Raw genomic sequence first — 14,175 nt, 5'->3', positions numbered from 1 at the left:
CGCCGGCCGCCCGCCCCGTGCCGCCCGCCCCGCGCCGCCCGCCCCGTGCGCGCCAGCTCTTCCGCCGAGACCGAGGGTTCGCGCCGAGACGGAGGGTATTCGCGTCGAGTATTCCCTCGCGCTCGAGAGGAACCCTCGGTCTCGGCGAGTCGGGGGCGTCCGAAGAAGCGAGCCGGGAGCGCCCGGACGAGAGCGCCCCCGCCCGGAGTGCCGGGCGCCCCTACTGGAGTGCCGAGGTGAGGCGCGCGAGGCCGTCGAGCAGCTGCGCGGGTAGCGACTGCTGCTCCCACTCCTCGAGGGTCAGCTCGCGCGAGTTCTCGCGGTAGTAGTCGGTGACCTCGTCGAGGTCGCGCACGAACTCGGCGCCGTGCACCACCATGGAGATCTCCATGTTGAGGCCGAACGACCGCTGATCCATGTTCGACGACCCGACGACCGCGACCTCCTCGTCGACGGTGAAGTGCTTGGAGTGCAGAATGTACGGCGGGCGGAACATCATGATGCGCACCCCCGCCCGCAGCAGCTCTTCGTAGTAGGAGCGCTGCGCGTGGTACACCATGGCCTGGTCGCCGACCTCGGAGACGAAGAGCTCCACCTCGACGCCGCGCGCCGTCGCGGCGCGCACCGCGTTCATGATCGAGCCGTCGGGCACGAAGTACGGGCTCGTGATGCTGATGCGCCGCTGCGCGGAGTACATCAGCGCGACGAACACCTGGAGGTTGTTCTCGCCCGCGTACCCGGGCCCGCTCGGCACGATCTGGCAGTCGAGGTCGCCGGGCTGGGCGACGGTGAACGCCTCCTCGGTGAGGTTCGTGAGGTACTCGCCCGTCTCCAGGTACCAGTCGCCCTGGAACACGGCCTCGAGCCCGAGCACGATGGGGCCCTCGACCCGCACCATGAGGTCCTTCCAGTGCAGCCCGCGGCGCCGATTCGAGCGCTTATTGTACGACGAATCGACGAGGTTCTGCGAGCCCATGAAGCCGACCGCGCCGTCGACCACCACGATCTTGCGGTGATTGCGCAGGTCGGGGCGCTGGTACTCGCCGCGCCACGGGCGCACGGGCAGCATGTACGACCACTCGGCGCCGATCTCGGTGAGGCTCTGCGCGGTGCGCTTCGACCCCGGGTTGCGCACGGCCGAGATGTGGTCGAGCAGCACGCGCACGGTCACGCCGCGGGCCACCGCCTCGCGCATGGCCGCGAACACGTCGTCGGTCGCGGCGTCGTGCACGAGGATGTAGAACTCGACGTGCACGTACTCCCGCGCACCGCGGATCGCCTCGGCGATGCGGGCGAACGACTCCTCGTAGTCGATGCAGATGGACGCCGTGTTGCCCTGCAGCATGGGCTGCGCGCCGAGCTGCCTGCCGAGCTTCACGACGCTGTCGAGGCCGGGGAGCAGGCGCTCGGGCGGCGTGATGAGATCCGCCTCCTCCTGGTCGGCGATCTGGGCGACGAAGTGGTTGATCGCGTCCTGCTTGCGCTCGCGCGACCGCGGGAGCCGCTTGCTGCCGATGATGAGGAAGAGCAGGAGCCCAGGGACCGGCAGCGCGAAGATCGCGATCAGCCAGGCCATCCCGGCCGTCGGGCGGCGATTGCGGGGAACGACGAAGAGTGCGACGATGCGGATCAGGTTGTCGACGACGAGCACGAACCAGGCCCAGACGACGGGCCAGTTGACGCCGAGCCAGTCGAAACTCATCCGGCTCCCTCCGTCACCTCAGCGCACTGAGCGCGCAGGTGCGCGCACCTCAACTGTAGCGGGGATCGCGCGGCGCTCAGGCGTCGTCGCGCGCCGGGAGCCCCGCCTTGGCGCGCTCCTCGGCCTCGATGCGCTGGTACGCCTGACGCTCGGTGCGGTCGGCTCGCAGGATGAGTCGCAGCACGAGCCAGAAGAAGATGCCGATCAGCACCGTCGGCGTCAACGACCAGACCGCGTTCAGCCACCAGTTATCCATAATGCCCCCAGTGTACCTGCGCTCCCCGGGCGAACCCGGGGAGCCCGAACCTCGACTACTTGACGAGCGGGAAGAGGATCGTCTCGCGGATCCCGAGCCCCGTGAGCGCCATGAGCAGGCGATCCATGCCCATGCCCATGCCGCCCGACGGCGGCATGCCGTGCTCGAGCGCGCGCAGGAACTCCTCGTCGATCGGCATCGCCTCGTCGTCGCCGCGCGCCGCTTCGGCCGCCTGCTGCACGAAGCGCTCGCGCTGCACGACGGGGTCGACGAGCTCGGAGTACCCGGTCGCCAGCTCGAAGCCGCGCACGTACAGGTCCCACTTCTCCACGACGCCCGGGATCGACCGGTGGTGGCGCGTGAGCGGGCTCGTCTCGACCGGGAAGTCCATGACGAACGTGGGGCGGGCGAGGCCGCCCTTCACGAAGTGCTCCCACAGCTCCTCGACGAGCTTGCCGTGGTTCGGGAGGTGCACGTCCACACCCTCGGCGTCCGCGATCGCCTGCAGGTCGGCGACGCTCGTCTCGGGGGTGATCTCGCGGCCGACGGCCTCGGAGAGGGTGCCGTACATCGAGATCCGCTCCCAGTCGCCGCCGAGGTCGAAGAGCGTGCCGTCGGCCCACTGCACCACGTGCGTGCCCTCGCGATCGGTGCCGACGTTCGCTGCGAGCGCGGCGTTCTGGATGAGCAGCTGCGTGAGGTCGGCGATGCCCTGGTAGTCGGAGTACGCCTCGTAGGCCTCGAGCATCGCGAACTCGGGGCTGTGCGTCGAGTCGGCGCCCTCGTTGCGGAAGTTGCGGTTGATCTCGAAGACGCGCTCGAGTCCGCCCACGGCGGCGCGCTTCAGGTAGAGCTCCGGCGCGATGCGCAGGTACAGCTCGGTGTCGAAGGCGTTCGAGTGCGTGACGAACGGGCGCGCCGAGGCCCCGCCGTGCATCGTCTGCAGCATCGGGGTCTCGACCTCGATGAAGGCGCGGTCGGCGAACGTCTGCCGCAGGCTGGCCATGGTGCGGGCGCGGGTGACGACGTTGATGCGCGCCTGCTCGCGCTGGATCAGGTCGAGGTAGCGCTGGCGAATGCGCGTCTCCTCGTTGAGCTCCGCGTACATGTTGGGGAGCGGTGCGATCGCCTTCGCCGCGATCGTCCACTCGCGCACCATGATGGAGAGCTCGCCGCGGCGGCTGGAGATCACCTCGCCGCTCACGAACAGGTGGTCGCCGAGGTCGGTGAGCTCCTTGTACCGGCCCAGCGACTCCTCGCCGACCTCGGCGAGGCTCACCATCGCCTGGATGCGGGTGCCGTCGCCCGCCTGCAGCGACGCGAAGCAGAGCTTGCCCGTGTTGCGCTGGAACACGATGCGCCCCGCGACGCCGACGATGTCGCCCGACGCCGTGTCCGGGGTCTCCTCCAGATGCCCGTATGCGGCGCGCACGGCGGGGATCGTCGTGGTGATCGGGAGGGCGACCGGGTACGCACCGCCCCCGAGGCCTGCGTCGGCGTTGAGCCGGTCGCGCTTCTCGAGACGCACCCGCTTCTGCTCGAAGATCTCTTCGGCGGTCGCCTCGGGGGCGCTCTCTGCGGGTGCTGCGGTCTGCTCGCTCATGGGGGCGGGGTCCTCCGGATCGTGTCGGCGTACCGACCCATCCTAGCTTCCGCTTGCGGCGGCGAGCGGGCGGCGGGCGCGGCCCGGCTCAGAGGTCGGGATCGGGCTCCCCCGCGATCAGCTCCTCCTCGACGGCGGCGCGCACGATCCCGCCCACGACGCGTTCGGGGCGGTCGATGCCGAGGGCCCGCACGGCGTCGATGCCCTGCCGCACGATCGCTCGGGAGAACTCGCCGGCTGCGGCGACCGCTTCGGCGTATGCCGCACGATCCTGCTCGGCGACGATCACGGGTTCGGCGCCCATCTCCACGGCGAGCGCCTGGCCGATGGGCAGCACGGGTGCGGGGGCGGTGACGGCCACGGTCGCCTCGGCGAGCCGGGTGAGGTCGAGGCTCGTTCCCGTGAAGACCATCGCCGGGTGGAGCGCGAGCGGGATGACGCCGACCGCGAGCGCCGGCGCGAATACCCCGTATCCGTGCTCGGGCGAGGTGTGGATCGCCAGCTGCCCGGGCTGCCACGCGCCGGTCGCGGCGAGGCCCCCGACCAGGTCGGGCAGTTCGCCGCCGGGCACCGCGAACAGCACGAGCTCGGACCGCCGCACCACCTCTGCGACGTCGAGCACCGGCACGCCGGGGAGCATCGCTGCGGCGCGCTCCCGGCTCTCGTCGCTCAGCGCGGTGATGCCGACGATCGCGTGCCCGGCGCCCGCGAGTGCGCGGGCGAGCACGGGGCCGACGCGGCCCGAGCCGACGACGCCGATGCCGAGCCGGGAAGCCGCGGCACCGCCGGCCGCGCCCGCGCCTCCGCCCGCGTTCACGCGCCGGGCACCCGGTCGTCGGACGCTGACGGATCCGCGCCCGCCGCGCCGGCCGCGCCCGCCGTCGGCTGCGCGCCGGGCGCCGCGGTGCGCGCGTCGAGAATGCGCTGCGCCTCCGCTCCCTGCACCCGCAGCACCTGGGCCGCCAGCGCGTCGAAGACCTCGCGTGCGGTGCCGAGCTCCAGCCCGCGCATCTCCATGCGCACGGGCCCGAGCACCGTGTGCGCGGAGATCGACGCGAGCCCGAGCATGCGGTGCACGAGCGGGCGTCGCAGCTGGATCGACTGCGCCCGCACGATCGGCATGATCGACAGCGACCGCGTCAGCACGCCGCGCCGGATGCGCAGGGTGGCGTCGTCGCCGCCCGTGTCGGCGAGCGCCAGGCCCGCGCGTCGGCGACCCCAGAGCAGCACCGCGCCCGAGCGCCGGCCGCCGCGCACGTACCCCTCCGCGGGCCCGATGAGCCCGTCGCGCAGCGTCTCGATCTCGTCGGCCTCGTCGCCCGTTCCGGGCAGCAGCGTCTCGATGACGCGGAGCACGTCGTGCTCCCGCCCGACGGGCAGCACGACGTTCTGCGTGGCGTTCTGACCGCCCTGCGCCACCGAGTGCCCGGCGGTCGTGATGCGCACCTTCCACCACCCGAGCGGTCGCCACAGCAGGGGCTGGCGCGCCTCCACGGCGTGGATGCGCCCGAACGGGATCGACTCCGTGATGGTCGACGTGAGCCCCGATCCGGTGCGCACCGCGTCGTCCGTGCGCGAGAGGGTGAAGTTGAACCCCTTGTTGAACTGCCCGAACATGACGCCGGCCATCACGATCAGCAGCGGCACGACGCCGAAGATCAGGAATGCCTCGAGCACGGCGCCGCCGATGACGATGCCGATGATCATGACGACGAGGACGACCGACTCCCAACTCAGCGCGATGCTCGCCGCCAGTCGACCGACCGGCACCCTGACGAGCGTCTGCGCTTCGAGCGCCCGCGGGTCGACGTCGGAGTCGACGAAGTCCTGGGCCCGAGCGGTGAGGCCGTCGCTCGCCGTGGTGTAGACCGACCCGTCGAGCCCCACCGGGGCCGCACCGGCGACGCCTGCGACGCTGCGGGGCTCGCCGCCGCGTCGTCGGGAGCCGGAGACCTGGAGGATCTGCTCGCGCACCGTCTTCGCGTCTCGATGGCCGAGGAAGGAGAGCTCGACCTTGCCGCCCTGCCCGGCCGTGACGACCTCGATCTTGGTGAGGCCGAGCGCGCGCGCCAGCAGTGACCGCTGCAGGTTCACGCTCTGGATGCGTTCGAGCGGGGCGCGCCGGTGCGACCGGAACACGACGCCGCCCCGCACCTCGACCGCGGTGTCGGTGATGCGGTAGGTCGCGAACCTCCACGCCAGCCAGGAGAAGAGCACGATCAGCAGCAGCACGAGCAGGATGCCGCCCAGCACGGCGAGGAGCAGGCCCTCGGCGACGAGGAACTCGTAGACGTCGACGAGGTCGCGGTCTCCGGAGACGTCGACGGACGAGTCGCCGTTCTCGAGGTTGTTCGCGAAGAAGAACTGCACGAAGTGGTCGCGGAAGTTCGCGACGATGATGCCGGCGATCACGATCAGCGCCAGCCCGCCGCGCAGCAGCGGGGACAGCGGATGCATGCGACGCCAGCCGTCCGCGTCGGAATCCCCCGGCAGCTGGGCGTCGACCTCGGGGTCGACGGTCACAGGCCCGACCTCCGCGCTTCGGCGAGCTGCACGAGCCGGTCGCGCAGCTGCTCGGCGTCCTCGGAGCGCAGGCCGGGCAGGTTGACGCCGGTCGCGGCGGAGGCGGTGACGAACTTGAGGGTGGCGAGGCCGAGCGCGCGCAGCAGCGGACCGCGGGTCACGTCGACGAGCTGCAGTCGGCCGTAGGGCACCGCGATGATGCGCTCGAACATGATGCCGCGTCGGAAGAGCAGGTCGTCCTTCCGCAGCACGTACCCGATGGCGCGCACGCGGCGGAAGGCGAAGATGGCGTTGATCAGGAAGAGCACCGTGATGACCGGAAGCCCGACGGTGACGACGAGCGGCGCCGAGCCGTCGGTCGAGACGAAGATCACGGCGAACACCGCCGCGAGCGCGACGACGAACAGCAGGTTGCCGACGAGATCCGCCCAGGCGTATGACGGGGATACCCGCTTCCAGTCCACCTGCTCCGTCTGCCACTCGGCTGCGGACTGTGCGTCGTCGACCTCACCCGTAGTCATGTGCCCAGTGTAGGGCCAAGCGGTCAGCGGTCTCGGGTGGCGACGGGATCGGCCGGCCCGCGCTCCGGGTCCTCGCCGCCCTCCCCGCCGGCCTCATCGGAGCCGTCGCCGGGCGGCACGCGGCACCACTGCTCGACGAGCGCGCCGCAGCCGAGCAGCACCGCGCCCGACACGAGGACCACCACCATCGGCCCCCACGTCGCGCCGCCCGCGGGTACGCTCCGCCCGGAGAGCGACAGCAGCAGGCCCGCCGCGAACCCGCCGAACAGCGCGCCGACGAGCTGCGCCGCGCGCGCCGTCACCAGCAGGCGGACGGCCTGGAACGGGTCGATCGCACCGGGCTGATTGCGGATCTGGCGCCGCAGTCGCAGGCCGAAGACGATCAGCACGGCGGCGACCAGAACGAGTGATGCTGCGAGCGGGGGCGGCGGAACGAGCGGAGCGTGCCCGCCGCTCGACAGCGCGAACTGCACGACGAGCCCGACGGCGGCTCCCATCGCGGCCGTCGCGAGGACGGCGAGGGGGTTGGTGCGCTCAATCCTGCGCATCGACCGCTCCGGGTTCGCGAGGCGCGGCGTGCGCCGGGACCGTGGTGTCGCCGATGCGGGCGAGCAGATCGGCCACCCGCCCGTGCCCCATCAGCACCGCCTCGGGATCGAGGTCGAGCCAGGGGGCGAGCACGAAGTCGCGCTCGTGGGCGCGGGGGTGCGGCACGTGCAGGCGTTCGTCGTCGATGACGCGCCCGCCGAAGAGCACGAGATCGATGTCGAGCGTTCGGTCTCCCCAGCGGGTCTCGCGCACGCGGCCGTAGCGCGTCTCGACGGCCTGCATCGCGTCGAGCAGGGCGTGCGGAGTCAGGGTGGTGCGCGCCCGCGCGACGCCGTTGATGTAGCGGGGCGCGTCGGGGTCGGGCCCCGCCTCCGTCAGCGCGATCGTCTCGCGCAGCGGGGAGGCCTCGAACCCCTCGATGCCCGGGGTCTCGGCGAGCGCCCGCTGGGCGGCGCGGATCGTCTCGCCGCGGTCGCCGAGGTTCGCGCCGAAGGCGAGGAGCACGGGCATGATCTGGGCGATCATGCGTGCGCTCCTTCGTCGGCGCGACGCTCGACGGTCACGGAGACGTCGGAGAACGTCTGCGCGATGGGCGCGTCGGGCTTGTGGACGGTGATGCGCGCGGAGCGCACACCGGCGAAGCCGAGGGCGACGCGGGCGACGCGCTCGGCGACGGTTTCGATGAGATCGACGGGATCGCCCGCGACCGCGTCGACGATCGCATCCGCCAGCTCCCCGTAGTGCACGGTGCGGGCGAGCGCGTCCTCCGCCGCGGCGCCTGCGAGATCCACCTCGACGACCGCGTCGATGACGAAGCGCTGCCCCTGCTCGCGCTCGAAGTCGAACACGCCGTGATGGGCGAACACCTCGAGGCCGGTGAGCGCGATGCGGTCGGGCGAGGCGGCCCGCGGCCGCCGTGCGCGCACGAGCCGCCGCGCGTCGCTCCAGGCCGACTGCACGGCGAGCGCCTGCCGCGTGCCGTGCACGTCGTGCACGCGCACGCCCCAGGACCCGGCCTCGGCGGCCAGCGCACTGACCACCGCGGTCGCGAGGTCGCGGTCGTGGGCGGGTGCGGCGGCGACGGGCTGGGCCGCCGCGCTCGCTGCTGCGCTCCGCGGCGCGGCCAGCCCGTCGATGGCCTCTCCCAGCATGCGCTTCCGAGATGCCCCGATGAGCACGGGGAAGCCGAGCGCGCGCACCTCGTCGAGCCCGGCGAGCAGCTGCCAGCCCTGCGCGCCGGTCTTGTCGAATCCCAGCCCGGGATCGAGCACGATGCGCCCCGGGTCGACGCCCGCGGCGACGGCGGCGCTCGCCCGCTCCGCGAGCGCGCGAGTCACGTCGCTCACGACGTCGGCGTAGTCGGAGCGCAGGTGCGCCGGGTCGGGCACGCCGCGCCAGTGCCCGATGATGAGCCCGGCGGCACCGCGACGGCTCGCGTCGGCGGCGGCGGCGAGCATCTCGGGGTCGTGCAGCCCGCCCGAGACGTCGTTGATCCAGCGCGCCCCCGCCGCAACCGCGGCACGCGCGGTGTCGGCGTGCAGCGTGTCGACGGAGACGCCGATGCTGCGGCTCGCGAGGGCCCGGATCACGGGGATCACGCGCTCCTGCTCGTCGGAGCTGCGCACCGGCGCGGCTCCCGGTCGGGTCGATTCTCCGCCCACGTCGACGAGGTCGGCGCCGAGGCGCGCGAGCTCGACGCCGTGGGCGATCGCCGCGTCGTGCTCGGCGTACGCGCCGCCGTCGCTGAACGAGTCGGGGGTGACGTTGAGCACGCCCATCACCACCGGGCGGGCGTCGCTGCGGCTCACGCCGCCCCGCCTTCGGGCCGGCCGATCAGCGCGAACACCGCCGCCTGCTCCGCGGCGCCCTCGAGCGACCCGCGCGAGGCGACGGTGATGATGGTGGAGTCGCTCTGGCGCACGCCTCGGTCGGCGACGCACCCGTGGCTCGCCTCCAGCACGACGAGCACGCCGTGCGGCCTCAGCCCGTCGTCGAGCGTCTGCGCGATCTGCTCGCCGAGGCGCTCCTGCATCTGCGGCCGGGCGGCGAGCACGTCGACGACGCGCGGGATCGCGCTCAGCCCGACGACCCGCTCGTTCGGCCGGTACGCGATGTGGGCGCGCCCCCGGAACGGGAGCAGGTGGTGCTCGCACATCGATCTCAGGGAGATGTCGCGCACGACGACGAGCTCGCCGGTGTCGTCGCCGACGGGCACCGAGTCGGAGAGCAGCACGGCGGGGTCGCGCCCCACACCCGCGAAGAACTCCGCATACGAATCGGCGACGCGGAACGGCGTGCTCGCGAGCTCGGGGCTGTCGGGGTTCTCCCCGATCGCGCTGATGAGCTCGCGCACCGCCGAAGCGATCCGCTCCCGATCCACCGTGTCACCCATCGTGTTACGGGGTGCTGTCGCGATCATCGCCGCCGGGCGCGCCGAGGTTGCGCGGGGGCAGACCCGGCTCGTCGGTCACCTGGGGCGGGACGGGGCCCGGCACGGGGTCGGCAGCGATCACGGGGCCGTCGTTGGGCGACTCGGGATCGAGACCGGCTCCGGGCTCGGGGTCGCCGACCGCGCGATCGTCGGTGCGCACCGCTGCGGGCACCTCGATCGGGGGGCGGCTCGACACCGGCCGGTCGCTGTGCGACAGCCAGGTCGGCCGCGGAGCGAGCTTCTGCACATTCGCGAAGATCTCGGCGATCTGGATGTGGTCGAGCGTCTCCTTCTCGAGCAGCTCGCGCGCGAGGGCGTCGAGGATGTCGCGGTTGCGCACCAGCACCTCGTACGCCTCGTTGTGCGCCTGCTCGAGCAGATCGCGCACCTCGGAGTCGATGGTCACGGCGACGCCCTCCGAGTAGTCGCGACTCTGCCCGAACTCCCCCATGAATGCGCCGGGCTGCGCCTGCCCCAGCTTCACCGGGCCGACGGTCGCCGACATGCCGTACTCGGTCACCATCTTGCGGGCCGTGCTCGTCGCCTTCTCGATGTCGTTGCCCGCTCCCGTGGTGGGGTCGTGGAACACGAGCTCCTCCGCCACCCGGCCGCCGAGGGCGTACGCGAGCTGATCCTGCAGCTCGTTGCGGGTCACCGAGTACTTGTCCTCCAGCGGGATCACCATCGTGTAGCCGAGCGCTCGGCCGCGGGGCAGGATCGTGATCTTGGTCACCGGGTCGGTGTGGTTCAGGCCGGCCGCGACGAGCGCGTGCCCGCCCTCGTGGTAGGCCGTGATGAGCTTCTCGTGGTCGCGCATCAGGCGCGTGCGCCGCTGCGGACCGGCGATCGACCGGTCGATCGCCTCGTCGAGGGCGCGGTTGTCGATCAGCTGCGCGTTCGAGCGGGCGGTGAGCAGCGCCGCCTCGTTGAGCACGTTCGCCAGGTCGGCGCCCGAGAACCCGGGGGTCTTGCGGGCGACGACCTCGAGGTCGACGTTCTTCGAGAGCGGCTTGCCCTTCGCGTGCACCTGGAGGATCTTCAACCGGCCGGGCATGTCGGGGGCGTCGACGCCGACCTGGCGGTCGAAGCGGCCCGGCCGCAGCAGCGCGGGGTCGAGCATGTCGGGGCGGTTCGTCGCCGCGATCATGATGACGTTGGTCTTCGGATCGAAGCCGTCCATCTCGACGAGCAGCTGGTTGAGCGTCTGCTCGCGCTCGTCGTGACCGCCGCCCATGCCCTGACCGCGTCGCTGGCCGACGGCGTCGATCTCATCGACGAAGATGATCGCCGGGGCGTTCGCCTTCGCCTCCTTGAAGAGGTCGCGCACGCGACTCGCACCGACGCCGACGAACATCTCGACGAAGTCGGAGCCCGAGATCGAGTAGAACGGCACGCCCGCCTCACCGGCGACCGCGCGCGCGAGCAGCGTCTTGCCCGTGCCGGGAGGGCCGTACAGCAGCACGCCCTTCGGGATGCGCGCGCCGACCGCCTGGAATCGGGTCGCGTCTTGCAGGAAGTCCTTGATCTCGTGCAGCTCCTCGACGGCCTCGTCGGCGCCCGCGACATCGGCGAACGTGACCTGCGGCGTCTCCTTCGAGACGAGCTTCGCCTTCGACTTGCCGAACTGCATGACGCCCCGGCCTCCGCCCTGCATCGACGAGAGCATCCACCAGATGAGCAGGCCGATGATGAGGAGCGGGAGGAGGAAGCTCAGCAGCGACCAGATCGGGCTGGGCTGCGGCACCTGATCGGTGTAGCCGTCCTTCAGATCGGCCGAGTTCACGGCCTCGACCACGTCGACGCCGCGCGGCAGCACGTAGTAGAAGTACACCTCTTGCGAGCCGGTCTTCTTGTCGGCCTGCTCGAGCTTCAGGTTGACCCGCTGGTCGCCGTCGATGATCTCCGCGTGCAGCGCCTTCCCGTCCGCGAGCATCTCGAGGCCGCGCTCCGTCGACACCTCGCGCGTGCTCCCGCCCGAGAGCAGCGACCAGCCGAGCAGCACGATGATCGGGGCGAGGATCAGGTAGAGCAGGGGCCCGCGCAGGAGCCGACGGCTCTTCGATGTGCTCTTCGTCGAATTCTCTGCCAAGTCTGGACCTTTCAGAAGGTGCGTGCCGGGAGATCCAGCATCGGTAAGCGTAGCCAATGCCACTGACATCGGTCTGAGCCGCGGGGATTTGTCCGCTCACGGCGCACTCGACGCTCCGGGCGCGCGAGGAGTTCGGTGCGCTTACTCGCCGCCGTACACGTGCGGCGCGAGCACCGCGACGTCGCGCAGGTTGCGGTAGTTCTCGGCGTAGTCGAGCCCGTAGCCGACCACGAACTCGACCGGGATGTCGAAGCCCACGTACGCGACGTCGACCTCCACCTTCAGCGCCTCCGGCTTGCGGAGCATCGTGCAGATCCGCACCGACTTCGCGCCGCGGCTCTCGAGGTTCTCCTTGAGCCACGACAGCGTCAGACCAGAGTCGATGATGTCTTCGACGATGAGCACGTCGCGCCCCGTGATGTCGGCGTCGAGATCCTTCAGAATCTTGACGACGCCGCTCGACTTCGTGCTGGCGCCGTACGACGAGACCGCCATCCAGTCCATCTGCGCGTGGAAGCGCAGCTCGCGCGCGAGGTCGGCCATCACCATGACCGCGCCCTTCAGCACGCCGACGAGCAGCGGGGGCTCCTCGGCGTAGTCGGCCTCGATCTCCCGGGCCAGTTCGGCGAGCCGCTGGTGCAGCTCGGCTTCGGTGTGCAGTACGACGGAGAGCTCATCGCCCAGATGTTTCGCATCCATGGGTCTATTCTTCCATCGCCGCGGGGGTGCCGGCGACACTGCGGGCCCCGGTGCCCTCCCGTCGCTCGCCGTCCGAGCCTCCCCGTCGCCTCCGCGGTGAACCGGTGCGCCGCGCGAACTCGATGCGACCGCCCGCCCGCGACACCGTGATGCCGGGCACCTCGAGCGGACCCTGGCCGCGCCAGTGGGTCACCAGTGCGGCGATCGCGAGCGTGTGCTCACGGCTGAGCTCGCGGCCGAACTCCGCCTCCGCCACCCGGCGGATGATGCGGTGGCGCAGCGCGGCCGGGTTCGCCGCCAGCGCGGCGACCGAGACCGCGATCCCCGCTTCGGCGTGCTCCACGATCTCCTCGATCTGCTCGGCGACCATCGCGTCGAACGCCTCCGCGTCCTCGCGGGCGAGATCGGCGGTGCGGGCCAGCGCCGCGGAGACGCCCGGTCCGAGTTCGCGCTCGAGCAGCGGCAGCACGCTCGCGCGCACCCGCGCACGGGCGAAGGCGGGCTCGGCGTTCTGCGGATCCCGCCAGGCGTCGAGACCCGCCTCCCGGCACGCCTCCTCCGTGACGGCGCGGGTGATCGACGGATCGGCGCGCACGAACGGGCGCAGCACGACGAGACCGTCCCCCAGCTCCCGGCGCGGTGGCACCCCCGAGAGGCTGCGCGCCCCCGAGCCCCGGGCGATGCCGAGCAGCACCTGCTCGGCATGATCGTCGCGGGTGTGTGCGGTCAGGATCGCGACGGCGCCGATCTCCCGCGCCGCACCCGCGAGCGCCCGGTAGCGCGCGTCGCGCGCCGCCGCCTCCGGCCCGCCGACCTCCGACGACTCCCGCACCGAGACGCGGCGCACCAGCACCGGCTCGAGCCCGAGCCCGCGCGCCTGCGACGCGGCACGCTCGGCCACCCGATCCGACCCGGCCTGCAGACCGTGATCGACGACGACGGCGCCCGCGGCGAACCCGTCGCGCTCCCCGACGTGCGCCACGGCCGCCGCCAGCGCGAGGGAGTCCGCGCCGCCCGACAGCGCCACGACCACCGGGCCCCGCTCGCCCGGGCCCCGCTCGCCCGAGCCTCTGCCGAACTCTTCCCGCAGCGCATCCCTGACGGCCTGACGGGTGGCGAGAAGCGCGGTCTGCAACATGTCTCAACGGTACCGGCAGGGCGCCGTCGGGTAGCCTGGACCCCGCATATGCACACTCGGCCGCTCGCGGCCGCTGACAGAAGGCACGGAGGAGCGCGCATGGCCGCAGCATTCGACGCTGTTATCGAGATCCCCAAGGGGAGCCGCAACAAGTACGAGGTCGATCACGAGACGGGGCGGGTGTACCTCGACCGCGTGCTCTACACGGGCTTCGTCTACCCCACCGACTACGGCTTCTTCGAGCAGACCCTCGGCGAGGACGGCGACCCGCTCGACGTGCTCGTGCTGCTCGACTACCCCGTCTTCCCGGGCGTCGGCATCAAAGTGCGCCCCGTCGGGGTGCTCAAGATGAGCGACGAGGCAGGCGGCGACGACAAGGTCATCGCGGTGCAGCACAAGGATCCGCGCTGGGCGCACATCCAGGACGTCGCCGATATTCCGGAGTACACCCGCAAGGAGATCGAGCACTTCTTCGAGCACTACAAGGACCTCGAGCCGGGCAAGTGGGTCAAGGTCGACGCCTGGGGCTCCGCGGCGGACGCCGAGCAGCTGATCGTCGAGGCGCAGGATCGCCTGAAGACCGCAGGGCACTGACCCGGCCGGCGCCGGCGGCCCGCGGTCGCTCGGCGCCGTCTCCGGAAGAACGAGTGAGGGGCTCGGGATC

Annotated in this window: 14 protein-coding genes; 1 reads left to right on the top strand and 13 read right to left on the bottom strand. The window is 71.9% G+C overall.

The genetic code is table 11. The annotated features are described in order from the left end of the window. Positions 1-220: 220 nt before the first annotated feature. The 13 genes from cls to tilS all read right to left on the bottom strand — a co-directional run bounded on the left by cls (position 221) and on the right by tilS (position 13,511). Complete coding sequence (gene cls / locus BLT44_RS07460; RefSeq protein WP_010157759.1) at positions 221-1,702, bottom strand: cardiolipin synthase; 1,482 nt, start codon at positions 1,700-1,702, stop codon at positions 221-223. 76 nt (positions 1,703-1,778) lie between these two features. Next, positions 1,779-1,958 (bottom strand): hypothetical protein, encoded by a 180-nt coding sequence (locus tag BLT44_RS07455; protein WP_010157760.1) that lies wholly within the window; start codon positions 1,956-1,958, stop codon positions 1,779-1,781. A gap of 55 nt (positions 1,959-2,013) precedes the next feature. Then, positions 2,014-3,561: a lysine--tRNA ligase gene (gene lysS / locus BLT44_RS07450; RefSeq protein ID WP_010157761.1), complete on the bottom strand. Its 1,548-nt coding sequence runs from the start codon at positions 3,559-3,561 to the stop codon at positions 2,014-2,016. Between the two features lie 88 nt (positions 3,562-3,649). Then, entirely contained in the window at positions 3,650-4,378 is a 729-nt protein-coding gene (locus BLT44_RS07445; RefSeq protein ID WP_074690090.1) for a Rossmann-like and DUF2520 domain-containing protein, read from the bottom strand. Then, positions 4,375-6,084: a PH domain-containing protein gene (locus BLT44_RS07440; RefSeq protein ID WP_244887471.1), complete on the bottom strand. Its 1,710-nt coding sequence runs from the start codon at positions 6,082-6,084 to the stop codon at positions 4,375-4,377. Before BLT44_RS07440 ends, BLT44_RS07445 begins: the two co-directional genes overlap by 4 nt. After that, the gene (locus BLT44_RS07435) at positions 6,081-6,605 is read right to left on the bottom strand and encodes a PH domain-containing protein (protein WP_010154656.1); all 525 of its coding nucleotides are present in this window, start codon (positions 6,603-6,605) and stop codon (positions 6,081-6,083) included. Before BLT44_RS07435 ends, BLT44_RS07440 begins: the two co-directional genes overlap by 4 nt. A 23-nt stretch (positions 6,606-6,628) precedes the next feature. Further along, complete coding sequence (locus tag BLT44_RS07430) at positions 6,629-7,153, bottom strand: DUF3180 domain-containing protein (RefSeq protein ID WP_010154657.1); 525 nt, start codon at positions 7,151-7,153, stop codon at positions 6,629-6,631. Beyond that, positions 7,140-7,679 carry a 2-amino-4-hydroxy-6-hydroxymethyldihydropteridine diphosphokinase gene (gene folK / locus BLT44_RS07425; protein ID WP_029608000.1) on the bottom strand — a complete coding sequence of 180 codons (540 nt, stop codon included), beginning with the start codon at positions 7,677-7,679 and terminating at the stop codon, positions 7,140-7,142. The genes BLT44_RS07430 and folK overlap by 14 nt, the downstream gene beginning before the upstream one ends. Beyond that, a complete protein-coding gene (gene folP / locus BLT44_RS07420; protein ID WP_244887470.1) occupies positions 7,676-8,962 on the bottom strand; it encodes a dihydropteroate synthase in 1,287 nt (428 codons plus the stop codon). Before folP ends, folK begins: the two co-directional genes overlap by 4 nt. Next, positions 8,959-9,546: a GTP cyclohydrolase I gene (gene folE, locus BLT44_RS07415; RefSeq protein WP_029608003.1), complete on the bottom strand. Its 588-nt coding sequence runs from the start codon at positions 9,544-9,546 to the stop codon at positions 8,959-8,961. Before folE ends, folP begins: the two co-directional genes overlap by 4 nt. Positions 9,547-9,550: 4 nt before the next feature. Continuing rightward, positions 9,551-11,674, bottom strand: coding sequence for an ATP-dependent zinc metalloprotease FtsH (gene ftsH / locus BLT44_RS07410; RefSeq protein WP_010154660.1), 2,124 nt, complete (start codon positions 11,672-11,674; stop codon positions 9,551-9,553). 141 nt (positions 11,675-11,815) lie between these two features. Further along, positions 11,816-12,373: a hypoxanthine phosphoribosyltransferase gene (hpt, locus tag BLT44_RS07405; protein ID WP_010154661.1), complete on the bottom strand. Its 558-nt coding sequence runs from the start codon at positions 12,371-12,373 to the stop codon at positions 11,816-11,818. Positions 12,374-12,377: 4 nt separating this feature from the next. Further along, positions 12,378-13,511 carry a tRNA lysidine(34) synthetase TilS gene (tilS, locus tag BLT44_RS07400; RefSeq protein WP_010154663.1) on the bottom strand — a complete coding sequence of 378 codons (1,134 nt, stop codon included), beginning with the start codon at positions 13,509-13,511 and terminating at the stop codon, positions 12,378-12,380. Positions 13,512-13,610: 99 nt separating this feature from the next. Between tilS and ppa the strand changes: the two genes are divergently transcribed. Then, positions 13,611-14,105 carry an inorganic diphosphatase gene (gene ppa, locus BLT44_RS07395; protein ID WP_010154664.1) on the top strand — a complete coding sequence of 165 codons (495 nt, stop codon included), beginning with the start codon at positions 13,611-13,613 and terminating at the stop codon, positions 14,103-14,105. Positions 14,106-14,175: the final 70 nt, after the last annotated feature.

The sequence above is a fragment of the Leucobacter chromiiresistens genome, from assembly GCF_900102345.1.
In the GTDB taxonomy this organism is placed as follows: Bacteria; Actinomycetota; Actinomycetes; order Actinomycetales; family Microbacteriaceae; genus Leucobacter; species Leucobacter chromiiresistens.
The sequence above is the reverse complement of the archived record's forward strand: the minus strand, read 5'-3'. Positions and strand labels throughout refer to the sequence as shown.

What these genes read in the sequence shown, in the direction of transcription:
- cls (WP_010157759.1), bottom strand. Translation starts at nt 1,702, where the DNA reads ATGAGTTTCGACTGGCTCGGCGTCAACTGGCCCGTCGTCTGGGCCTGG.
- BLT44_RS07455 (WP_010157760.1), bottom strand. Translation starts at nt 1,958, where the DNA reads ATGGATAACTGGTGGCTGAACGCGGTCTGGTCGTTGACGCCGACGGTG.
- lysS (WP_010157761.1), bottom strand. Translation starts at nt 3,561, where the DNA reads ATGAGCGAGCAGACCGCAGCACCCGCAGAGAGCGCCCCCGAGGCGACC.
- BLT44_RS07435 (WP_010154656.1), bottom strand. Translation starts at nt 6,605, where the DNA reads ATGACTACGGGTGAGGTCGACGACGCACAGTCCGCAGCCGAGTGGCAG.
- BLT44_RS07430 (WP_010154657.1), bottom strand. Translation starts at nt 7,153, where the DNA reads ATGCGCAGGATTGAGCGCACCAACCCCCTCGCCGTCCTCGCGACGGCC.
- folK (WP_029608000.1), bottom strand. Translation starts at nt 7,679, where the DNA reads ATGATCGCCCAGATCATGCCCGTGCTCCTCGCCTTCGGCGCGAACCTC.
- folE (WP_029608003.1), bottom strand. Translation starts at nt 9,546, where the DNA reads ATGGGTGACACGGTGGATCGGGAGCGGATCGCTTCGGCGGTGCGCGAG.
- hpt (WP_010154661.1), bottom strand. Translation starts at nt 12,373, where the DNA reads ATGGATGCGAAACATCTGGGCGATGAGCTCTCCGTCGTACTGCACACC.
- tilS (WP_010154663.1), bottom strand. Translation starts at nt 13,511, where the DNA reads ATGTTGCAGACCGCGCTTCTCGCCACCCGTCAGGCCGTCAGGGATGCG.
- ppa (WP_010154664.1), top strand. Translation starts at nt 13,611, where the DNA reads ATGGCCGCAGCATTCGACGCTGTTATCGAGATCCCCAAGGGGAGCCGC.